At 52.4% G+C, this 20,611-nt stretch carries 18 protein-coding genes; 15 read left to right on the top strand and 3 right to left on the bottom strand.

Translation table 11 applies throughout. The features are described from left to right. Positions 1-47: 47 nt before the first annotated feature. From C2M36_RS15310 to C2M36_RS15300, 3 genes are read right to left on the bottom strand one after another with little or no spacing between them, the layout of a single operon-like run. Positions 48-641 carry a phage tail protein gene (locus tag C2M36_RS15310; RefSeq protein WP_105255644.1) on the bottom strand — a complete coding sequence of 198 codons (594 nt, stop codon included), beginning with the start codon at positions 639-641 and terminating at the stop codon, positions 48-50. An 11-nt stretch (positions 642-652) separates the two neighbouring features. Beyond that, positions 653-1,621, bottom strand: a complete 969-nt coding sequence (locus tag C2M36_RS15305) for a methionyl-tRNA formyltransferase (protein WP_105255643.1) — start codon at positions 1,619-1,621, stop codon at positions 653-655. 3 nt (positions 1,622-1,624) lie between these two features. Continuing rightward, the gene (locus C2M36_RS15300; protein ID WP_105255642.1) at positions 1,625-2,881 is read right to left on the bottom strand and encodes a hypothetical protein; all 1,257 of its coding nucleotides are present in this window, start codon (positions 2,879-2,881) and stop codon (positions 1,625-1,627) included. Between the two features lie 293 nt (positions 2,882-3,174). Here C2M36_RS15300 and cobO point away from each other — a divergent pair, with 293 nt between their 5' ends. The 15 genes from cobO to C2M36_RS15225 all read left to right on the top strand — a co-directional run bounded on the left by cobO (position 3,175) and on the right by C2M36_RS15225 (position 20,573). Continuing rightward, positions 3,175-3,771, top strand: a complete 597-nt coding sequence (gene cobO / locus C2M36_RS15295; RefSeq protein ID WP_105255641.1) for a cob(I)yrinic acid a,c-diamide adenosyltransferase — start codon at positions 3,175-3,177, stop codon at positions 3,769-3,771. Continuing rightward, complete coding sequence (locus C2M36_RS15290; protein ID WP_105255640.1) at positions 3,771-4,640, top strand: cobalamin-binding protein; 870 nt, start codon at positions 3,771-3,773, stop codon at positions 4,638-4,640. The genes cobO and C2M36_RS15290 overlap by 1 nt, the downstream gene beginning before the upstream one ends. Before the next feature lie 179 nt (positions 4,641-4,819). Next, positions 4,820-5,527 (top strand): hypothetical protein, encoded by a 708-nt coding sequence (locus C2M36_RS15285; RefSeq protein WP_158678970.1) that lies wholly within the window; start codon positions 4,820-4,822, stop codon positions 5,525-5,527. Beyond that, complete coding sequence (locus C2M36_RS15280) at positions 5,528-6,937, top strand: Y-family DNA polymerase (RefSeq protein ID WP_105255638.1); 1,410 nt, start codon at positions 5,528-5,530, stop codon at positions 6,935-6,937. Further along, the gene (locus C2M36_RS15275; protein ID WP_105255637.1) at positions 6,937-10,032 is read left to right on the top strand and encodes an error-prone DNA polymerase; all 3,096 of its coding nucleotides are present in this window, start codon (positions 6,937-6,939) and stop codon (positions 10,030-10,032) included. Before C2M36_RS15280 ends, C2M36_RS15275 begins: the two co-directional genes overlap by 1 nt. A gap of 194 nt (positions 10,033-10,226) precedes the next feature. Next, positions 10,227-11,483 (top strand): serine hydroxymethyltransferase, encoded by a 1,257-nt coding sequence (gene glyA, locus C2M36_RS15270; RefSeq protein ID WP_105255636.1) that lies wholly within the window; start codon positions 10,227-10,229, stop codon positions 11,481-11,483. A 91-nt stretch (positions 11,484-11,574) separates the two neighbouring features. Continuing rightward, on the top strand, positions 11,575-12,024 hold the full coding sequence (gene nrdR / locus C2M36_RS15265; RefSeq protein WP_105188124.1) for a transcriptional regulator NrdR: 450 nt from the start codon (positions 11,575-11,577) through the stop codon (positions 12,022-12,024). Between the two features lies 1 nt (position 12,025). Then, complete coding sequence (gene ribD / locus C2M36_RS15260) at positions 12,026-13,171, top strand: bifunctional diaminohydroxyphosphoribosylaminopyrimidine deaminase/5-amino-6-(5-phosphoribosylamino)uracil reductase RibD (protein ID WP_105255635.1); 1,146 nt, start codon at positions 12,026-12,028, stop codon at positions 13,169-13,171. 2 nt (positions 13,172-13,173) lie between these two features. Beyond that, a complete protein-coding gene (locus C2M36_RS15255; RefSeq protein WP_105255634.1) occupies positions 13,174-13,830 on the top strand; it encodes a riboflavin synthase in 657 nt (218 codons plus the stop codon). Positions 13,831-13,847: 17 nt separating this feature from the next. Continuing rightward, positions 13,848-14,954, top strand: coding sequence for a bifunctional 3,4-dihydroxy-2-butanone-4-phosphate synthase/GTP cyclohydrolase II (gene ribBA, locus C2M36_RS15250; RefSeq protein ID WP_105255633.1), 1,107 nt, complete (start codon positions 13,848-13,850; stop codon positions 14,952-14,954). 100 nt (positions 14,955-15,054) lie between these two features. Then, positions 15,055-15,519 (top strand): 6,7-dimethyl-8-ribityllumazine synthase, encoded by a 465-nt coding sequence (ribH, locus tag C2M36_RS15245; protein ID WP_105255632.1) that lies wholly within the window; start codon positions 15,055-15,057, stop codon positions 15,517-15,519. Positions 15,520-15,528: 9 nt separating this feature from the next. Beyond that, positions 15,529-15,939 (top strand): transcription antitermination factor NusB, encoded by a 411-nt coding sequence (nusB, locus tag C2M36_RS15240; RefSeq protein ID WP_105255631.1) that lies wholly within the window; start codon positions 15,529-15,531, stop codon positions 15,937-15,939. Positions 15,940-15,984: 45 nt separating this feature from the next. Then, the gene (thiL, locus tag C2M36_RS15235) at positions 15,985-16,962 is read left to right on the top strand and encodes a thiamine-phosphate kinase (protein ID WP_105255630.1); all 978 of its coding nucleotides are present in this window, start codon (positions 15,985-15,987) and stop codon (positions 16,960-16,962) included. Positions 16,963-16,964: 2 nt separating this feature from the next. Next, positions 16,965-17,450: a phosphatidylglycerophosphatase A family protein gene (locus C2M36_RS15230; protein ID WP_105255875.1), complete on the top strand. Its 486-nt coding sequence runs from the start codon at positions 16,965-16,967 to the stop codon at positions 17,448-17,450. Positions 17,451-17,459: 9 nt separating this feature from the next. After that, complete coding sequence (locus C2M36_RS15225) at positions 17,460-20,573, top strand: diguanylate cyclase domain-containing protein (RefSeq protein WP_105255629.1); 3,114 nt, start codon at positions 17,460-17,462, stop codon at positions 20,571-20,573. Positions 20,574-20,611: the final 38 nt, after the last annotated feature.

Here is a 20,611-nt window from a genome sequence, read left to right as displayed (position 1 = left end):
GTGGCGCCTTTTGACGCCACCGAGTTACTTCCTGTTGATAAAACAGTCTAGCTTCTGGATGGATAAATACCCTCTAACGCCATGGAGTAATTCACTCCCAGGCTGGGTTGGCTGATATTAAAGGCCTGGCTATTGCCCGGGCTCTGTACCGGGGCGCTGCCGCTGAGGGTAACACCCCCTAGTGCGACCTCGGTGGCGCTGTTGCTGGGGGCATAGATTTTTTCCGGGGTATCACTGCGGCTATCGCCGGCTACGGTCGTTGCAAGTACATAGCCAGCCTGCGGCGTTTCCGTGGTGCCGCCATCCGTGGTGGCGCTTAGGGTTCCCGTTACGCCGTTAAGGTTAGCCTCGGCGGTATGAGCTGGAAGCTCGTTCACCGATAAGATATGTGTTTCCGCACCGCGCTTTTGGCCCATGGTCCAAGGCGTAAGACCCGGTCCAGAGCCTTGACTTACCGCGGTTCTGCCGCGCAGGTCGGGCAGTGCAAAGTTAGTGCGACCATCGCCGCCAAAGTTGGTGCCTACTAACGAGAAGAGCGCAGTGTACTCGGTGATAGGCAGCAATTGCCCATCACAGGTGGCCCAGTTTCTTGGTGCAAAGTTAAAACCAAAGGGCTGAATTTGAGCGATAAAGGGGTCCATGGTAGTTGTCCTTATACTTGCTGTTGTATTGGGTGCGGTGGGCGTTGCAGCTGCTCACCGGCATCGAGGTAAATTAATTGTGCTAAACGTTCGGCGCTCATAACGCCTAATTCGCAGGCGACAATATCCAGGCGGATACAACCATCCTGCGTATTAACGACCAGTCCCTGCGTCGAGGAAATCATCACTATGGTGCCCGGTGCCGTGCCATAGCCCGGGTAATCGGCCAGGCTGACTTGAATAAGCTCGACCGCCATACCTTTAATATTGAGCAGCACCCGGCCATAGTGACCATTATGAGCGCGTGTGAGCGCCTCAATTTGCGCCGCGGTGAGGGCACTAAAATCCAGTGCGATAAATTCCGGCACAGCACTTGTTTGGTCTGCTCTTTGTCCCTGTGGCGGCGGTGCGACCATAGCGGTTGTGAGCTGGTGAAAAAGCTGTTCCAGGCTGCTAAGAGCCAAATAAGCGAAGCGCTGAACCAAACTGGCATAGGTATCTTGATTGCTAAGGGGCAGCGGCAGCTGCAGCAGAATGTCGCCGCTATCGAAGTGCTCGTTCATGGCATGCCAGGTCAGGGCGCTGTGGGTTTCTTGGTTGCGCAGCTGCCAATAGATGGGGTCGCTTCCCCCGTAAGCGGGCAATGGAGAGGCATGGCAGTTATAAATTCCTAACCGGTAATGTTCGAGTACCGGTTGCGGTAATAAATGACTAAAGCCCAGGCACAGGGCAAGATCGGCGTTAAAGTGCGGTAAGTGGCTGGGAATTAAATGCAGCTTCTCCTTGCATACCACTTCAAAGGGAATGCCATTGGCTTGCAGTTGATTCAACAGCTGCAGCAAAGGCTCTTGTCTGTGCCCCAATGTTTGCGGGTCCGGGGTGATCACCCCGACAAGCTGCTCAGTGGCAAATAGCGCCTCAATACAGGGCCAGGCAAACAGGCTGCTGGCATACACAAGAGTCCTAGGTTGTTCCTTCATTGCCTATTCCTTAATGACCAAAAAGCCGGGAAGACCGCTTAAACTGTAGTAAAACTTCAGGGTGTCGCCAGAATTTGCCAAGGTGTCATCCGCCTGCGGATCGCGTGGGATAAAGTTGATGCAGACACTGAGATCTGGAAGCGGATGGGTGATCCCCGAGTCATACAGCCCGAGTCGCTCATCGGCGAATAAGCTGATCTGGGTGTACAGACTCAGGGTTTGTTTATTGGCATGCTCGGCGAGCTGAGGCAGAACCAAGGTAGCGGCACCAAGCAGTGCTTGTTGTTCAATCTGGCTAGGAGCTATGGCCCTGAGGCTTTGTGCCGTGATCGACATGACCACGCCGAGCTCGGTGCGTTGTTGGCTAATGGCCGCCAATTTTTCACTGAGTTGTTGGGCACTGAGACCCTCATTGCGCCACTGCTCCACATACTCAAGCTGGGCTATATTGAGCATGGCGTGAACATCGACCTGCTGCGGAATAAGGTAACCATTGTTACTTAACTGCTGAGCAAAATGATGGGCAATGGCGAAGTGTCCTTCCCGACTAAAGCCATGTTGCATGGCCTCGACAATGACCAAATCGAAGAGCATAGGGGCGTTATAAGCACAGGCATCACCACAATACATTTGCTGTATGTACTCTTGCAGCCCCAATTCGGTGATCAGCTTATGCAGCGAGGCGATGGCCCCGGGTTGAATATCGATAAGGGTGATGCGCAGCCGCTCGCCGCTTATGCCCTGGCGTTGATAGTGACTTAACAGCGGCAACAATAAAGGAGCAAAGGGGCCGCAGGCGGGGTAGGCGATAAAGATTTTTTCCTGGCCGCCACCAAATAAGGCGGTGATGGCCTTGTCAATGGCGCGCATATAGGCGCTCACCCGTAAGCCATCTTTAATGGTGTGAATACAGTGATCCGGCGCCATCACCAGGCCGTGCTTACTGATAAACTGCTGGCTGCGCTCGGCCCTGGCAATATCGGCGTGTTGATAGACGGCGTTATAGGCCGTAAAAAGCGAATTAAAAAGCGGGGTAACCAACTCGCGGCTTGGTTTATGTGCTTGCAAAATGGTGGCAGCGGTGCTGGCGTTAAGTGTTTGTAGTTCTTTTTTTGTGAGTGTTGGTAAAACTTGGGTGCTGAGCTGTTGCTTTAGTAAACTGCGTTGTTGCTGGTGGGCGAACAAGCCGGCAATACTGCCGTCTGACAGGGGAGATTGATTACTATTGGCTGTGGATTGTTGATCTTTATACGCGTGCATGACAAGGTTCCGTTTATTGCCCTTTAATCAAGCCTAGTCGCGAGTTGTGGGATTACCACTATTTGTAATCAGATGAAATATTTCACCTAATAATAAAGGCTTAGTTGTCATTTTTTGATATTTGCCGCCCGCATTCATAAAACGGGGTAGAATATGGGCACCTTGGCCATTGCGATAGTGTCATTATTCCCGCAATTAACTATGCGTGGGGTGAATCGGTTGCATGGCGGTGTCGAGCAGGTGAGAGTAGCACCTTGATATCATTAATATAATTTAGTTCATGGAGTCGTGGCATGACGGATAAAAATGCGCAGCATCAAAAGCGCCAACAAAAAGTAAAGGTCGAAGTGGATAAGCGTATTGAGCAGGCGCAAACGGAGCAGGGCATATTGCAGGTGATCACCGGCAATGGCAAGGGCAAGTCGACCTCGGGCTTTGGTACCGTGGCACGCTGCGTCGGTCATGGGCAAAAAGCGGCGGTAGTACAGTTTATTAAGGGCCTGTGGGAGTGTGGCGAGCGCAACCTGCTGGAGCAGGTGGGGGTGCCCTTTGCGGTGATGAAAACCGGCTTTACCTGGGAGACGCAAAACCGTGAGGCCGACACTCAGGCGGCGCAGGCAACCTGGCAACAGGCCAAGCAATTTCTTGCCGACGAGAGCCTGGATCTAGTCCTTCTTGATGAGCTCACCTATATGCTGACCTACGACTATATCGATTTAGATGAGGTACTGGAGGCGCTGGCAAATCGACCGAAAATGCAATCTGTGATCGTCACCGGGCGCGGTGCCCACCGTCGTTTAGTGGAGCTTGCCGACACCGTCAGTGAGGTGCGCAATGTGAAACACGCCTTCGATGCCGGGATTAAGGCACGCGCAGGGTTTGATTACTAATGGCCATCTCTCGCTGGTTAGCGACCTTTACGGTGTTCTTTTTTGCCAGTACGGCTGCAAGCGCGGCTGTAGGCGCGGGTGCAAGTGCGGCTGCAAGTGAAGAACCTAAGGCACAGCAGCGTATTGTCGCCCTTTCTCCCCATATAGTGGAAAACCTCTATGCCATAGGCGCCGGCGAGCACCTAGTGGCCAGCGTCGATCATGCCGACTACCCGGAGCAAGCCAAGGCCTTGCCTCGTGTTGGTGGCTATTACGGGGTGCAAATAGAGAAAATACTGGCATTAAAACCCACCTTGGTAGTGGTGTGGCAAGGTGGCAATAAGGCGGCTGATGTGGAAACCCTGGAACGCTTAGGGGTGCCCTTGTATATCAGTAACATACAAGGGGTGGAGGACATTGCCACCGAGTTGAGACAACTAGGAAAGCTCACCGGTAATGTGGCCCAGAGCGAGCGGGTGGCCGCACAATTCGAGCAAGGTTATGAGCGCTTGCAACACGATTATCAGCGCTCCGAGGAGCAAAGACCCAAGGTGTTTTATCAGCTTTGGTCGGCGCCCATGATGACGGTCAATAACAACACCTTGATTGGCAAGGCGATTACCCTGTGTGGCGGCGAGAATGTCTTTGCCGATAACAGCACCGACTATCCGCAGGTAAGCGTCGAAAATGTCGCTCTGGCGAAACCCGATATTATCGTGTTAAGCAGTGAAAAAAGCGCTGTCGAACAAACCCGGCAGTGGCAACGATGGGGCATGATCCCGGCGGTAAAAAATAAGGCGATCCGCGCCATTGATGCCGATTTGCTGCATCGCTACAGCACCCGAATACTCGACGGTATTAGCAAACTATGCCTGGCTATTAATTCGTAATAAGGTGTTTTTAGCTTCTTCAGTTTCTTACAAGCCCAGCTCAACACGCTGGGCTTTTTTGTTTTCCTCCTCCTGGCAAGCCTCTGCACCTGTCTTTTTGCTCGAATAAAATCGATCCTTTGTGCATCCGCGAAAATCATTTATACTGTATTTATATACAGTATTTTGAGGTGGTGTGGATGAACACAACTTTAGCAGCGATGCACCATCAAGGACTGATCTTCAGCGCCAATCAAGACCGTGGCGCAGAGCAGCAAGAAAGCGAGACGGTGCTTAGCAGTGGTTTTTCGGCCCTGGATCGGCTGCTTGGCGGCGGCTGGCCGCAGAGCGGGGTGATCCACCTTAGCAGCGAGCCGGCCATAGGCGAATTTACCCTGCTACAGGGGGCGTTGGTGAAGGCGCGCGAGCAAGGCCTGGTGGTGCTCATTAATCCGCCGGCAGAGCCCTGTATCCAATGGTTGCTTGCCCAAGGTGTTGCTCCTGCCCGCTTACTGATTTTACGCCCGCAAAGTACGGCGCATGCGCTGTGGGCCGCAGAGCAATGCAGTCGCAGCAGCAGTTGTGCCCTGGTGTGGTTGTGGCATCAAGGTCTGTCGTTTACTCAGGCGCGGCGCTTTAGCCTGGCGTGTCAGCAATCGCAGGCGCTCCTGGTGCTGGTGGATTACCAGTGTCAAAGCGCAGCCTTACCGGTGCAAATCAGTATGCGATTGCAACAGCAGCAACAAGACTTGCAGCTTGTTTTATTGCGTCAGCAAGGGCGTTTTGCCCGTGGCGAGGTGACCTTGAGTAAGGTGCAGCTCTGGCCCTTTCTCCGCCATAGCCACAAAAAAATGGCATCATCTTTGACGCAGCTGCAACCGGCTGCCCAGCACTGTGAGGTAGGGTAAATGTATTTGGCTGTGTATTGTGCGCACTTGCAATTGCAGCGTCGGCAGTTGCAGGAGCCGGCGGTGTTGGTGGCCAAAGAGCATGTGGTGCAAGTAAATGCTGCGGCGCAGCGTCTGGGTGTGCGCTTGGGTATGGGCCTGGCCAGTGCCGCGGCGCTGTGCGCCACCTTACAAGTGTATCCCTATGAGCCTGAGCTGGAGCGGCAATTATTGCAGGAGCTCGCGGCGCACTGCTATCAAGTCTGTGGCGACATCATCCTGGCCGGCAGTGATAGTTTGATTGTGGTGGCCACCAGTATGCGGGCTCTCTATCCCAGCACAGAGCAGCTTTTTGACGCCTTAGCGCCGGTTATTCGTGCCTTTGTGCCGCATTTTTACTATGCCTCGGGAGAGAGCATGGAGGCGGCGGAGCTCTTGGCCCGCGAGCAACTGAACTTTATCAGTGATGAGGCAAGCGTCTGTCGCCAGCATCTTGCCCGCGTTGAGGTGACGGATCTCTTACTCGCAGCCGAGCATAAACAGCAATTGGCGCGCTTAGGCATTGAGCGGGTCGAGCAGCTTCAGGCCCTGCCCATGGATCAGCTGCGCCAGCGCTTTCATTATGAGGTGGTGGATTATTTAACCCGCCTACAGGGGCAACTGCCCCATGCGGGCCTAGCGAAAAAGTCCGGGTATTATCGCTTTTACCAGCCGACCCAGAGCTTTAGTGAAAGTCGGGAGCTGAATTTTGAAATCGATAACAGTGAGCGTTTATTACAGCCTTTAACTCAGTTGTGTGAGTGTTTGTGTCGTTATCTGCGCCAACATCAATTGCATACTCAACGCCTGGTTTTTAGTCTTATTTTTCGCGAGCAAGTGGCACTGGAACTCTGCTTAGACAGTGTTGAGCCACAAGGACAGCTGGCTCCCTGGCAGGCCTTGCTGGAAATTAAGCTGGCGGCCTTAGTGCTACCGGCGCCGGTCATTGCCATACGTTTGCAGTGCGAGGAATTTGTCAGCGCCGACGGTCACAGCGAAAACCTTTTTGCCAAACGCCAGCAGGGGCTGGCAAAGCAACAACTGCTGAGTATGCTCAACGCCCGTTTAGGGCCGCAGCATTGCTATCGTCTGCAACCGGGGCGGGCGCATATTCCCGAATTTACTCAGGTGCAGGAGGCCACCTTGCATCCTTATCAAGATAGGCTGCCCGCATCAACGCAGGCCCTCTTGCGACCCAATTTTATGATCGAACCCACCCCCTTACAGGAGCAACTTTGTTTACTGCGCGGCCCGGAGCGGATCCAAAGTCATTGGTGGCAGCAAGCGCAGTTAGAGCGCGATTATTATATCGGTGAAAACAGTCGTGGCCAGTTGTGCTGGGTGTTTAGGGATAAACACAAGGGCTGGTTTATTCAGGGGTATTTTGCCTGATGGCCGGCACGTACAGTGAATTATTTTGTCAAAGTAATTTCAGCTTTTTAACCGGGGCCTCGCACCCGGAGGAGCTCATAAGTAAGGCCGCGGAGCTGGGTTATAGCGCCCTGGCCTTATGCGATGAATGTTCGGTGGCGGGGGTGGTCAGGGCCCATAGCCACATCAAGGCGCAGCAATTGCCCATTAAGCTGATCGTCGGCAGTTACCTTTGCTACGAGGAATTAGAGTTGGTGGTGTTGTGCCCCACCAAGTCGGCGTACAGCCAACTCTGTCGGGTGATCACCAATGCTCGCAGGCGTTGTGAAAAAGGGCGCTATCAACTCAGTGAATGGGATTTAAAAACCCTCAAAGGCTGCATTCTGATCTGGCTCGTACATGGGCGCAGCGAAGCAGCAAAAGTGTCGGATAGACACTGGGGGCCCTGGTTGCAACGCCATTATGGCGATCAGCTTTATCTGGGTGTTCGCCGCGAACTCAATGGTTTTGAACCAGAGCAATTGGCCTATGTGCGCACCCTGAGCGAGCAATGGCAGATAAGCGAAGTGGCGCTCGGTGCCGTGCTAATGCACACGCCGGAGCGATTGCCTTTACAGCATGTGCTCAGTGCCATTAAGCAAGGGCAAACCGTGTCTTCGCTAGGACCGAGCCTGTTAGCCAATGCCGAGCGGGCTTTGCGCCCTTTGGACAAATTAGCAAAGCTATTCAGTCCGGCCCAGTTGGCAACCAGTGAGCAGATTGCGCAAAGCTGCGCCTTTAATCTGGATGAGCTCAGTTATCAGTACCCCTATGAACTGGTGCCGCAAGGTCTAAGCGCCAGCGAACATCTTAAATCCCTGGTAGAACAAGGGGCGAGGAAGCGTTTTAAGGGGGCAGCGCCGCCAGCGATCCAAGCCACCATAGACAAAGAGCTCGCCCTTATCGCCGAGCAAGGCTATGAGCCCTTCTTTTTGACTATTCACGATATAGTGCAATTCGCCAAACTCCGCGATATCTTGTACCAGGGGCGGGGCTCTGCGGCGAACTCTGTGGTCTGCTATTGCCTGGAAATTACCGCCGTCGATCCCAGACAAATCGATGTTTTGTTCGAGCGCTTTATCTCCAAAGAGCGCAATGAGCCGCCGGATATTGATGTCGATTTTGAACACCAAAGGCGCGAGGAAGTCTTCCAATACATTTATCAAAAATATGGTCGTCAACGCGCCGCCCTGGCCGCGACCGTGATCACCTATCGCTTAAAAAGTGCCATGCGCGATGTGGGCAAGGCCCTTGGTTTTAGCGACACTCAGCTCGATTATTACATTAAGCAGCTTAATCGCCGCCACGGCGGTGGCCAATGGCAGGCGCAGCTGATCCAACTCGGGCTAGACCCTGAGGCAAGCATTAACCAGCATTTTTTCCGTTTGGTGGATGAAATAAAGGGTTTTCCCCGGCATCTGTCACAGCATGTGGGTGGCTTTGTGATCTCCGAAGGACCGCTGCATGAGCTGGTGCCCGTTGAGAATGCAGCCATGCTTGAGCGCACCGTGATCCAGTGGGATAAAGACGATCTGGAGAGTTTAAAACTGCTTAAGGTGGATGTGCTGGCCTTGGGTATGTTGAGCGCTATTCAACGCAGCTTTAAGCTCTTGGAAAAACATTATCAACACAGTATTAGCATTGCCGATATTACTCGCCTGGGGGACGACCCTCAGGTATTTGCCATGTTGCAAAAGGCCGATACCGTGGGCGTGTTTCAAATCGAATCGCGGGCGCAAATGAGCATGCTGCCACGCCTGAAGCCGCGCTGTTACTACGACCTGGTGATCCAAATCGCCATTGTGCGTCCCGGGCCAATTCAAGGGGATATGGTGCATCCCTATTTACGCCGCCGTGACGGCGATGAAGCGGTGGAATACCCCTCCAAGCAGGTAGAGCAGGTATTAAAGCGCACTTTGGGAGTGCCCATTTTCCAGGAGCAGGTGATCAAGGTGGCCATGGTTGCGGCTGGGTTCAGCGGGGGTGAGGCCGATCAACTGCGCCGTGCCATGGCCAAGTGGAAACGCGACGGCGAGCTGACCCAGTTTAAACAAAAGCTGATCGATGGCATGCTGCAGCGCGGTTATGACTATCAGTTTGCCGAGCGTATCTATCAGCAAATTTGTGGTTTTGGCGAGTATGGCTTTCCCGAGTCCCACTCAGCCAGTTTTGCTGTGTTGGCCTATGTGTCGGCCTATTTAAAATACTATTACCCCGAGGTGTTTTTCTGCGCCTTGGCAAACAGCTTACCCATGGGCTTTTATTCCCTCGACCAACTGGTACAGGATGCTCGGCGTCACAATATCAACATACTGGCCGTAGACGTAAATCACTCCCTCTGGGAGCATCAGGTCATACGTCAGGGCGAGCACTTCGCCGTGCGTTTGGGTTTTTGCTGTATCAAGGGCTTTAGCGCGGCAAGTGCAGATAAGCTGATTGCGCAGCGCCCCGCGTCGGGCTATCGCAGCATTAGTGAGCTTTACCATCATGGTTTACAAGAAGGGGAGCTGGAAACGCTGGCCAGCAGCAATGCCCTGGCGGCCATTGCCAAGGACAGGTTTAACAGCCGCTGGCAAATTATGGATAAACAGCAGCGTTTGCCCCTCTTTGCCGACGATGAAAGCATTATGGAGGAAGCGGCGGTCTTGGCGGCGCCCAGCGGCATCCAGGATACCCTGGAAGACTGCGCCAGTATGGGCGTTAATATGGGAGCGCATCCATTAACCTATTTACGCCAGCAAGGCCTGTTTAGCAATGCTAAGAAAGCCAGCGAATTAAGCCAATGCCGTAATGGTGCCAGTGTAACCATTGCCGGTTTGGTCACCGGGCGTCAGTCGCCGGGCAGTGCCGCGGGGGTGACCTTTTTAACCTTGGAAGATGACACCGGCAATATCAATGTGGTGGTGTGGCTGGCTACCGCCAAGGCCCAGCAAAAAGCGTTTTTAACGGCTCGCCTGCTGGAGGTTAAAGGTGTGGTGGAGCATCATCAGGGGGTGGTGCATGTGATTGCCGGGCGTTTAATCGATCACAGCGATAAGTTACCGGCTTTAATTCTAAAGAGTCGATTCTTTCATTAGCAATGAAAATAACTTTTTAAAAATTAATTTAAATTATTTATGTACGAGATAAAAAAATATCATTCTTTTAGGGCTGTGAAAAAAATTCAATCCCTGTTTAAATAACCTCACCCTTAGCCAATAGGCAAACGCGCCGTTTACGCGTACAATAGCGGCCTTTCATATCGACAATCACGTTGCACCTAGGAGACAGCATGTTAGAACGTAACATGAACATTGCAGACTTTGACCCAGAATTAGCTAATGCGATGAACGCAGAAGTAGCTCGTCAAGAAGAGCACATCGAGCTTATCGCATCAGAAAACTACTGTAGCCCACGCGTACTTGAAGCCCAGGGTTCACAGCTAACTAACAAATATGCAGAAGGCTACCCGGGTAAGCGTTACTACGGTGGTTGTGAGCATGTTGACGTGGTTGAACAACTGGCTATTGACCGTGCGAACGAGCTATTCGGCACCGAATACGCAAACGTACAGCCGCACGCGGGCTCACAAGCAAACGCCGCTGTTTTCCAAGCACTACTTCAGCCACACGATACCGTACTAGGTATGAGCCTGGCACACGGTGGTCACTTGACTCACGGTGCACACGTAAACTTCTCAGGCAAAATGTACAACGCAATTCAGTACGGCCTAAATGAAGCAACCGGTGAAATCGATTACGATCAGGTTGAAGCGCTAGCGCTAGAGCACAAGCCAAAAATGATCATCGGTGGTTTCTCTGCTTACTCAGGTATTGTTGACTGGAAACGTTTCCGTGAAATCGCTGACAAAGTAGGTGCGTACCTGTTTGTTGATATGGCTCACGTGGCGGGTCTTATCGCCGCTGGCGTATACCCAAGCCCAGTACCTTACGCGCACGTAGTAACAACCACAACGCACAAGACACTAGCCGGTCCTCGTGGTGGTCTAATCATTTCTAACTGTGGCGATGAAGAGATCTACAAAAAGCTAAACAGCGCCGTATTCCCAGGTGGCCAGGGTGGTCCTCTATGTCACGTAATCGCGGCTAAAGCGGTTGCTTTCAAAGAAGCACTACAGCCTGAGTTTAAAGCATACCAGCAGCAGGTTGTTGCCAATGCTCAAGCCATGGTTGAAGTGCTACAAGAGCGCGGTTACAAGGTAGTATCGGGTAAAACCGACAACCACCTGTTCCTTCTTGACCTGATTGATAAAGACATCACAGGTAAAGATGCCGATGCTGCCCTTGGCAATGCCAACATCACGGTAAACAAGAACTCGGTACCAAATGATCCACGTTCACCGTTTGTAACTTCGGGTCTGCGTATTGGTTCTCCGGCTATCACTCGCCGTGGTTTTAAAGAAGCCGAAGCGAAAGAGCTAGCGGGCTGGATCTGTGATGTACTTGATAACATCGACAACACAGATGTTCAGGCACAAGTAAAAGAAAAAGTGAAAGCAATTTGCGCTAAGTTCCCTGTTTACGCATAACAGTGTGAAATAGCTATTACACAAACATTTGTGTATGATAAAGGCCGCAATTTTTGCGGCCTTTTTGTTATCTACAGGAATCCCATTCACTATGCATTGTCCTTTCTGCAGCGCTAAAGACACCAAGGTTATTGACTCACGTCTGGTCGGTGGTGGCCACCAGGTTCGTCGCCGTCGCGAATGCAATGACTGCCATGAACGTTTTACCACCTTCGAAGGGGCGGAATTGGTGATGCCGCGGGTGATCAAACGCGATGGTTCGCGTGAGCCTTTTAATGAAGACAAGTTGCAAAATGGCCTGCACCGCGCATTAGAGCGTCGACCAGTAAAAACAGAACAAGTCGATGAAGTGGTGCATCAAATCAAATCACAAATTCGTGCCACCGGTGAACGTGAAGTCAGTTCACAGTTGATCGGCGAATGCATTATGGAAGCACTGAAAGGCCTGGATAAGGTTGCTTATGTGCGCTTTGCCTCCGTCTATCGCTCGTTTGAAGATATCCGTGAATTCGGTGAAGAAATCGCCCGCCTAGGAGACTAAAATGATCTTCACTGCGGACGATAAGCGCTATATGCGCCGAGCCATTGAGCTTGCTTATCAAGGGCGATTCACCACCACACCCAATCCCAATGTCGGCTGTGTGCTGGTTAAAAATGGCGAAGTGATAGGCGAAGGCTTTCACCAACAGGCCGGTACCCCACATGCCGAAGTGCATGCCCTGGCGGCGGCGGGGAATAATGCCCAAGGCGCCACCGCCTATGTAACGCTTGAGCCCTGCAGCCATACCGGTCGCACTGGTCCCTGTGCCGGCGCCCTGATCAAGGCCAAGGTGGCAAAAGTCATTTGCGCCATGCAAGACCCTAATCCGCAAGTCAGCGGTCGCGGCATGAAAATGCTGGCCGAGGCGGGCATAGAGGTCGCATCCGGCTTACTCGGTGATGAAGCCGAACAGTTAAACCTGGGCTTTTTAAAGCGCATGCGCACTGGGCGCCCTTATGTTACCTGTAAGCTCGCCGCCAGCCTGGACGGTAAAACCGCCTTGGCCAATGGTGAGAGTAAATGGATAACAGGCCCAGAAGCACGTAAAGATGTACATACATTACGTGCCCAGCATTGTGCCATTTTAAGCGGAGCAGATACCGTGTTGGTGGACGATGCCAAGCTCAATGTACGCCTGGACGACACGCAACTGGCCGAATATGTCTTGCCCGAAGTGCGTCAACCGCTGCGGGTGATCTTAGATAGCCGCTATCGGCTGACTCCCGATTTAGCGCTTTTTCAACAGCCCGGTGAGATATTAATAGTTCGCTCACGCACAGCCAGTGTGACGCGCAAAGAGCTTGATAAACAGCCCATGTGGCCCAACAATGTAACCGAGCTGATGTGCGAAGGCCTGGAAAATGGTCAGATTAATCTCGACGCTCTGCTGGTAGAGCTGGCGCAGCGTGACATTAACTCAGTCTGGCTAGAGGCGGGCGCGACCCTGGCCGGTGCCATGGCACAGCAGCAACTGATAGATAGCTACATTGTTTATATTGCGCCAAAATTAATGGGCAGCGATGCCAAAGGGCTGTTAACTATGGGCCCCTTTACGGCCATGGCCCAGGTGCCAACCATGCACTTTAGCGATATGACCCCAATTGGTGAGGATATTCGCCTTACCTTAGAGAAACTTAGAGTAGAATAGCCATGTTTACAGGCATAATTGAAGCAACGGGTACGCTCAGTTCCCTCACCCTGGTTGATGGCGACTTAAGCGTGCGCGTACAAAGTAACAACTTAGACATGAGTGATGTGGCACTTGGCGACAGCATCGCCACCAATGGCGTCTGCTTAACGGTCACCGAAAAATTCAGCGACGGCTTCAGTGCCGATGTGTCAAAAGAGACATTGTCACTGACCCGTTTTGCCCACTATCAGCGTGGCCAGCGGGTCAATTTAGAAAAGGCCCTGCAGCCTATTTCGCGCTTGGGTGGACATCTGGTTTCCGGTCATGTGGATGGCATTGCCGAGGTGGTCAAGGTCAGCCCCAATGCCCGCGCCATCGAATATTGGCTTGCAGCCCCCGAAGCATTGATGAAATACATTCCCTACAAGGGCTCGGTGTGCATCGATGGCGCCAGCCTGACCGTCAATGAAATCGACGGTAACCAGTTTAAATTAACCATAGTGCCGCACACGCTGGCACAAACGACGATCGCCGAATTTCAGGTTGGCACTAAGGTCAATCTCGAGGTCGATCAAATAGCGCGTTACTTGGAGCGCCTTATTCAAGGAGCGCAAGCTCCGAAAGCAGAATCAACAGTATCCGAAAGCCTGCTAGTACAGGCCGGATTTATCAAATAACACATAATGGGCAAGATATGAGTTTGAATAGCGCAGCGGAGATCATCGAAGACATTAAAAATGGCAAGATGGTCATCTTGATGGACGATGAAGATCGTGAAAACGAAGGCGACCTGATTATTGCCGCCGAGCACATCAGTGCTGATGCGATTAACTTTATGGCGACCTATGGCCGTGGCCTGATCTGCTTAACGCTGACACAGGAGCGTTGTGAGCAATTGGCACTGCCACTGATGGTTAAAAACAATGGTGCCCAGTTCTCGACTAACTTCACCATGTCTATCGAGGCCGCCAAGGGCGTGACCACAGGTATTTCCGCCGCCGACCGTGCGCGCACGGTGCAGGCCGCCGTGGCCAAGGGCGCAGTACCCGAGGATATCGTTCAACCAGGGCATATTTTCCCGATTATGGCCCAGCCGGGTGGCGTATTAACGCGAGCCGGCCACACCGAAGCGGGCTGTGATCTAGCTCGTCTGGCCGGTCTTGAGCCGTCGTCTGTGATTGTGGAAATTCTGAACCCGGATGGCACCATGGCTCGTCGCCCGGAACTGGAAGTGTTCGCCAAAGAGCACGGCATTAAGATGGGCACCATTGCCGATCTGATTGAATACCGAAACCTTAACGAAACCACCATTGAGAAGGTTGCCCAGTGTAAGCTGCCAACGGAACATGGAGAGTTCGAGCTGGTGACCTACAAGGACACCATCGACGGCCAGCTTCACTACGCCATGGTAAAGGGTGACATTAACGACCCAACTTTGGTGCGTGTACACCTGCAAAGCACCTTTAACGATATTCTGCTCTCCGATCGCGGTGCCGATCGCAGCTGGACCCTCTCCAAGGCCATGAAGTATATCGCCGAGCAGGGCGGGGTCTTGGTTATCCTGGGTAAACAAGAATGCAGCGAAGACATCGAAGCCATGGTTCAGGCATTTGCCATGGAAGATGAAGGCAAGCAGGCGAACCATCGCAAGATCCAGGGCACCTCGCGTACCGTGGGTATCGGCTCGCAAATCTTGGCGGATCTGGGTATTACCAAGATGCGTTTGATGAGTATGCCGAAGAAGTATCACGCGCTGTCGGGCTTCCACCTAGAAGTGGTTGATTACGTACAGCCAGAATAAGCAGCTATTTTTTTTCAGTTATGGTATGATGCGCGGCAATTTTGCGATACCCCTAGTTCGCCCCGCATCACGCGTTGGCAATATCAATTAAGGTTTATAGATGAGAATTATTGAAGGTAACAAGTTTGCACCGGGCAAAAAATTTGCCATCGTGATTTCACGTTTTAATGACTTCATTGGCAGCAGCCTACTTGATGGCGCGGTGGATGAGTTAAAGCGCACTGGCAACGTCAGTGACGATGACATCACCGTTGTTTATGTACCGGGCGCCGTTGAGTTACCACTTGTGGCTAAGCGTCTTGCCGCTAAAGGCGAGCACGATGCCATTATTGCCCTAGGCGTAATTATTCGTGGTGGCACACCACATTTCGACCTGGTTGCCGGTGAGTCGAACAAGGGTCTGGCGCAAGTATCGCTAGAATATGATGTACCGGTTGCTTTTGGGGTATTAACCACGGAAAGCATCGAGCAGGCCATTGAGCGTGCCGGTACAAAAATGGGCAACAAGGGTGGCGAAGCTGCACTAAGTGCCCTAGAAATGGTTAATGTTTTAGACAAAATTTAAGGGTTCACAGTGAAACCAGCAGCTAGACGCAAAGCGCGCGTATTGGCCTTACAGGCCGTTTACTCTTGGCAAATGAGTGGTAATGCCATTGCCGATATCGAACAGAATATGTTGATTGAGAACGACGTATCTAAGGTCGATGTAGAGTATTTTAAAGATCTCGCTCGTGGCGTGGCCGTTAACTTTAAACAGTTGGACACCATTTTAGCTCCGCACCTAACGCGTCCGTATGAAGACATTGATATGGTTGAGAAAGCCATTCTGCGTCTAAGCGCGTATGAGTTAAAATTCCGTGAAGACGTACCTTACAAAGTTGCGATTAACGAAGGCATTGAATTGGCAAAAACATTTGGTGCCGAAGACAGCCATAAATTCGTTAATGGTGTGCTTGATAAGGCGGTCAAGGAACTGCGAAGCTAAGCACCTGACAACAAGGAGAGCCGGCTCAGGCCGGCTTTTTTGTGTATGCAAGAATTTGAATTGATTAATCGCTACTTCAAAGGCCGTGGCATCACTCGCCGCGACGTTAACTTGGGTATAGGGGATGATTGCGCCATAGTAAGCGTTCCGCAAAACAGCCAGTTAGCGGTGACCACAGACACCATGGTCAGTGGCGTGCATTTCTTTGAGGATATGTCACCACGGGCCTTGGGGCATCGCGCCATCGCCGTGAACCTAAGCGATCTGGCCGCCATGGGCGCCGAACCGGCCTGGGTGTCGGTGGCCTTGACCTTGCCTCATGCCGATATGCAGTGGCTGGAAGAGTTTACCGCGGGCATGCATGAAATCGCTGAGTATTTCAATGTCCAGATCATTGGCGGTGATACCACGCAAGGGCCGTTGACCATTACCGTGTGTGCCAAGGGCACAGTACCCGAAGGCAAGGCCATTACCCGCAGCGGTGCCAAGCCCGGAGACTGGATCTATGTGACCGGCCCGCTAGGGGATGCCGGTTTGGCGGTGGAAGCGCGTAAGCAGCACCTCGACATAGACCCGGAGTGGCTAAAAAAATTAACTCATAAGCTTGAATACCCAACGCCGCGCGTCGCCGCGGGGCAGGTACTGCGCGGTTATGCCAGTGCCGCCATCGATATCTCCGATGGTTTGCTGGCGGATTTAAAACACATCCTCGAGATGTCACAGGTCAGTGCCACCATACACGCAGATAAAATCCCGACGACCGAGGCGTTCCGCCAAAGTATTGAGGGCGAGGCCAAATGGCCCTATATGCTGGCGTACGGCGATGACTATGAGCTTCTTTATACCGTGCCGGAAAACCACAAGGCCATGCTCGACAATAAGCTTAATCAATACGGTATCGATGCAGTGTGCATCGGCCAGATCCGTCGTGGTGAAGGCAAGATTGAAGTCTTGGATGGCGAGCGGAAGCTTGACATCAGCGCCATGGGATTTGAACATTTTGCCGAGGATGATGCATGTTAAGCATGACCAGCAACAGCTATAATTTGCGCCGTGGCCACCAGTTTTTTGGCCTTGGTTTTGGTCTGGGCTTGAGTCCAAAGGCGCCGGGCACAGTGGGCACCTTTGCCGCCTTGCCGTTTATCTTTATGACCATGAACTTTCCGCTGTGGCTGCAATTGGTCTTTGCGGTGGTGATTTCTGTATTCGGTATCTGGGCCTGTGGCAAAACCGCCGATGATTTGGGTGTACACGATCACCCGGCCATTGTCTGGGATGAGGTCGCCGGTTTTTATATCACCATGATAGGTGCGGCGCTGAATTGGCAAACCCTGGTGGTGGGCTTCTTGTTATTCCGCTTCTTCGATATTGCCAAACCCGGACCTATTCGTATGCTAGATAAGCGCCTACATGGTGGACTGGGGATCATGGCCGACGATATTTTGGCCGGGATCTGCTCTCTCATTTGCCTACAGGCGTTAATTAAAGTAGGTTATTTGCCTGGACTATAAGTTTTGAACATGGGTGTGACATTGCTGCGGTTTTTACAGTCACTTTTGCTGCTGGCGGCGACGCTGATCACGTCAACGGCGTCGGCATCGATTACCGATTATGTAGTCAAACAATGGAATACCCGTAATGGCTTGCCGTCGCAATCCTTAAAGAGCGTGACCCAGGACAACCAGGGGTATATCTGGGTCGGTACCCAATTCGGCCTCAGTCGCTTCGATGGCGAACATTTCACCAATTTCAATGAGCAAAACAGCAACTTCTTAAACAGCAATGCCATTAATAAGCTGCTGATAGATAAAGAAGGCTTGCTGTGGATCGGCACCAAAAAAGGGGTCTCGGTACTGGATCCCGACTCCATGAACTACTTTCAGTTTGGTATCGCCGGTCCGGTGCGCGACATCTTGCAAGACGACAAGGGCAATATCTGGGTCGCCGCCAATGAGCTGTTTTATATCGAGCGCAACCAAATTGCCTTTCACCTTGACGAAGAGCAGCGCCGCCGCAGCGGCCGCATGCAAAGCCGTTTAACCGCCATCAACCAGATCTCGGTGAGTAAGATGGCACTGGCACCGCAAGGGGTGTGGCTGGTCAGTGAAAACTACCTGTTGCGTCTTACCAACATGTCGTCGTCGTCATCCAGGCTGCGCTTAAAAATCACCGCCCGGGTGACCCTGCCTGAGCGCCTGGCGCAAACCATTATTCACGATATGGCCTGGCTTGAGGGCACCCTGTATCTGGCTTCCGAGCTGGGCGCCTATTTCCTCGATATTGATGATGAACTGCGTCCCTTTGCTTTACCAAACGCCAGTAACGCCGCCGTTTATAAGTTTATGAGTGACTCCGATGGGGCGCTGTGGATATCCACCTATGGTCGTCTTTTGTATCGCGATAACTCTAAAGAGTGGCAGTGGGTGGAACCGGCGGCGCTGGATCAGAGTATCTGGTTCTCGGATATTTACCGTGATGACCAAAACAATATCTGGCTTGCCAGTTTTAGCGAAGGTCTGTGGTTGGCGCATGCCGGGCGGGTAGAGCGTCATAATGCCCTTTCCAGTATGACCGAAGCCGTGATGGCCTTAACCCTCTCTCCTAAGGGGCAGCTTTGGGTTGCCAATCGCTCCGGGGTGGGTTATTTCGATCAGGATAATAATTTCATTAACCGTATTCCTCGGGCCAAGCTTAGACGCAGTGCCGTGCACGACCTGCACTTTGTCGGCGATCGCCTTTACATCGCCACCGACCGTGGCGTGCTGTATTTTGAAAACGAAGAACTCTTCAACATAGATGCCCGTGAGCTGCGCCTTAACCCTGTGTTCGCTATCAGTGAGGCCAGTGCCGGTGGGCTTTGGTTTGGTACCGGTCGCGGCATGTATCGCCTGGGCTACAACGGATTGACGCCGTTCAACTATAACGCGGTACTGGACAGTAAATTTATTACCTTTGTCGTGGACAAAGGCACCTATGGCTTGATTGGTACCAGTCAGGGCGGCTACATCTTCTCCGATAAAGGCATTGAGCGCGCCGGTGATAATACCGCCCTTGAAAGCGCCTATGTCACCAGTATTTTGGAAATCGATGGGGTGGGCACGCTTGTTGGCTCTCTCAATGACGGCTTATTCTATCGCAGTACCAAGGGGCGTTGGCATCAGCTGGATGTCTCCAACGGCTTACCTTACGGCTCCATCTTTAGTTTGCACTACGACAAAGACTTGGAAAGGGTCTGGGTCAGCACCATGAAGGGCGTGTATCGCATGCCGGTGGGCCAATTCTCCGATGAGATTGGTAACTTGCAGGTGGAGCAGGTGATCTCTTCCTATGACCGTCAACTAGACGGTAAGGCCAGCCAGTGCTGTGCCGGTTTGGGGCATGATGCGGTTGCCGATAACGGCAGTTCGATTTGGTATCCCAGCCTGCAAGGGGTGGTGGAAATTCCGAAGAGCGTGCAGTTGTTTGGCCGGGATGCCCTGGCTCCCCAAGTGGAAAGCATAGCCACCCCGCGACGCACCCTGTACACAGGCGCCTTGGGTAAGAATCCGGTGCTTGATACCGATGAGCGTGACCTCACCATTAACTATACCGCCATCGACTTTTATGCGCCGGCGGAAGTGGAGTTTCGTTATCAGTTACAAGGCTTGGACAATGATTGGCGTTATGCCAACAATCGTCGTGAGGCCATTTACACCAACTTACCTCCTGGTCCCTTTGTCTTTAAGCTTGAGGCCAAGCGCACCAGCGGCAATTGGCAAGACGCCAGCAGCGCCGAGTACGCATTTACCGTGCCGCGCCGCTTTGATGAAACCTTGTATTTCCGCTTGCTGATCGTTTCTTGCTTCTTCTTTATCCTCTATCTGTTGCTGTGGGTCTTCAGGGCGCAGGAACGCCGTAAGCAGGCGGCACTGGAGAGTTTGGTGGAAGAGCGCACCATAGAGCTGCGTGAAGCCAACGACAAGCTCAACCAGGTTAACTCTCAGTTAAAGCTGGTGAGTCATTCGGACGAGCTGACCGGGTTGCGCAGCCGTCGCTTCTTATTCGATCAGCTGCCCAAGGATATTGAGCACTATCAGCGCAACGCAGAATCTTTGCAAAAGCAGGGCCGCGCCTTGGTGCTGGTTATCGTCAATATCGATAACTTCTCGCGGATCAACGATGCCTACGGACCGCTAAGCGGTGATAGTTGCTTGCAGCAAATGGCCACCTTGCTTAACTCCTGTACTCAAGGGTCGGACTATGTGGCGCGCTGGAGTGGCGATGAGTTCCTATTGCTGCTGCGCGATTTTGAGCTCGATCAGGTTAACCTGTTTGCCCGTAACCTCTGTAAGTCCATTGCCAAAAAGGGCTTCTTACTGCCCAATGGTAAAAAGATTAATCTAAGCGCCTCCCTGGGCTGGTCATGCTACCCTATGCCTTTACTGGGCGGTCAGGTGATCGGCTGGGAAACCTCGGTAAATCTGGCGGATATCGCCTTACATCAGGTGAAAAAGCGCGGTGGCGATGGCTGTGCGCATATTGAGTTTGATGATCAGCTCGATGCCTTCGAGTTCGAGCAAAGCGAGAATCTGGATGAGCAGATAGCGACGCTGCAAAGCTCCTCCCTGGCGGATATTAAGATTTGGATGCGCTAACCAGCAGATAACAAGCACAAAAAAAGGAGCGATATCGC

It is taken from the genome of Pseudoalteromonas sp. T1lg75 (assembly GCF_002964705.1).
In the GTDB taxonomy this organism is placed as follows: Bacteria; Pseudomonadota; Gammaproteobacteria; order Enterobacterales; family Alteromonadaceae; genus Pseudoalteromonas.
The sequence above is the reverse complement of the archived record's forward strand: the minus strand, read 5'-3'. Positions and strand labels throughout refer to the sequence as shown.

What these genes read in the sequence shown, in the direction of transcription:
- C2M36_RS15310 (WP_105255644.1), bottom strand. Translation starts at nt 641, where the DNA reads ATGGACCCCTTTATCGCTCAAATTCAGCCCTTTGGTTTTAACTTTGCA.
- C2M36_RS15305 (WP_105255643.1), bottom strand. Translation starts at nt 1,621, where the DNA reads ATGAAGGAACAACCTAGGACTCTTGTGTATGCCAGCAGCCTGTTTGCC.
- C2M36_RS15300 (WP_105255642.1), bottom strand. Translation starts at nt 2,881, where the DNA reads ATGCACGCGTATAAAGATCAACAATCCACAGCCAATAGTAATCAATCT.
- cobO (WP_105255641.1), top strand. Translation starts at nt 3,175, where the DNA reads ATGACGGATAAAAATGCGCAGCATCAAAAGCGCCAACAAAAAGTAAAG.
- C2M36_RS15290 (WP_105255640.1), top strand. Translation starts at nt 3,771, where the DNA reads ATGGCCATCTCTCGCTGGTTAGCGACCTTTACGGTGTTCTTTTTTGCC.
- C2M36_RS15285 (WP_158678970.1), top strand. Translation starts at nt 4,820, where the DNA reads ATGAACACAACTTTAGCAGCGATGCACCATCAAGGACTGATCTTCAGC.
- C2M36_RS15280 (WP_105255638.1), top strand. Translation starts at nt 5,528, where the DNA reads ATGTATTTGGCTGTGTATTGTGCGCACTTGCAATTGCAGCGTCGGCAG.
- C2M36_RS15275 (WP_105255637.1), top strand. Translation starts at nt 6,937, where the DNA reads ATGGCCGGCACGTACAGTGAATTATTTTGTCAAAGTAATTTCAGCTTT.
- glyA (WP_105255636.1), top strand. Translation starts at nt 10,227, where the DNA reads ATGTTAGAACGTAACATGAACATTGCAGACTTTGACCCAGAATTAGCT.
- nrdR (WP_105188124.1), top strand. Translation starts at nt 11,575, where the DNA reads ATGCATTGTCCTTTCTGCAGCGCTAAAGACACCAAGGTTATTGACTCA.
- ribD (WP_105255635.1), top strand. Translation starts at nt 12,026, where the DNA reads ATGATCTTCACTGCGGACGATAAGCGCTATATGCGCCGAGCCATTGAG.
- C2M36_RS15255 (WP_105255634.1), top strand. Translation starts at nt 13,174, where the DNA reads ATGTTTACAGGCATAATTGAAGCAACGGGTACGCTCAGTTCCCTCACC.
- ribBA (WP_105255633.1), top strand. Translation starts at nt 13,848, where the DNA reads ATGAGTTTGAATAGCGCAGCGGAGATCATCGAAGACATTAAAAATGGC.
- ribH (WP_105255632.1), top strand. Translation starts at nt 15,055, where the DNA reads ATGAGAATTATTGAAGGTAACAAGTTTGCACCGGGCAAAAAATTTGCC.
- thiL (WP_105255630.1), top strand. Translation starts at nt 15,985, where the DNA reads ATGCAAGAATTTGAATTGATTAATCGCTACTTCAAAGGCCGTGGCATC.
- C2M36_RS15230 (WP_105255875.1), top strand. Translation starts at nt 16,965, where the DNA reads ATGACCAGCAACAGCTATAATTTGCGCCGTGGCCACCAGTTTTTTGGC.
- C2M36_RS15225 (WP_105255629.1), top strand. Translation starts at nt 17,460, where the DNA reads ATGGGTGTGACATTGCTGCGGTTTTTACAGTCACTTTTGCTGCTGGCG.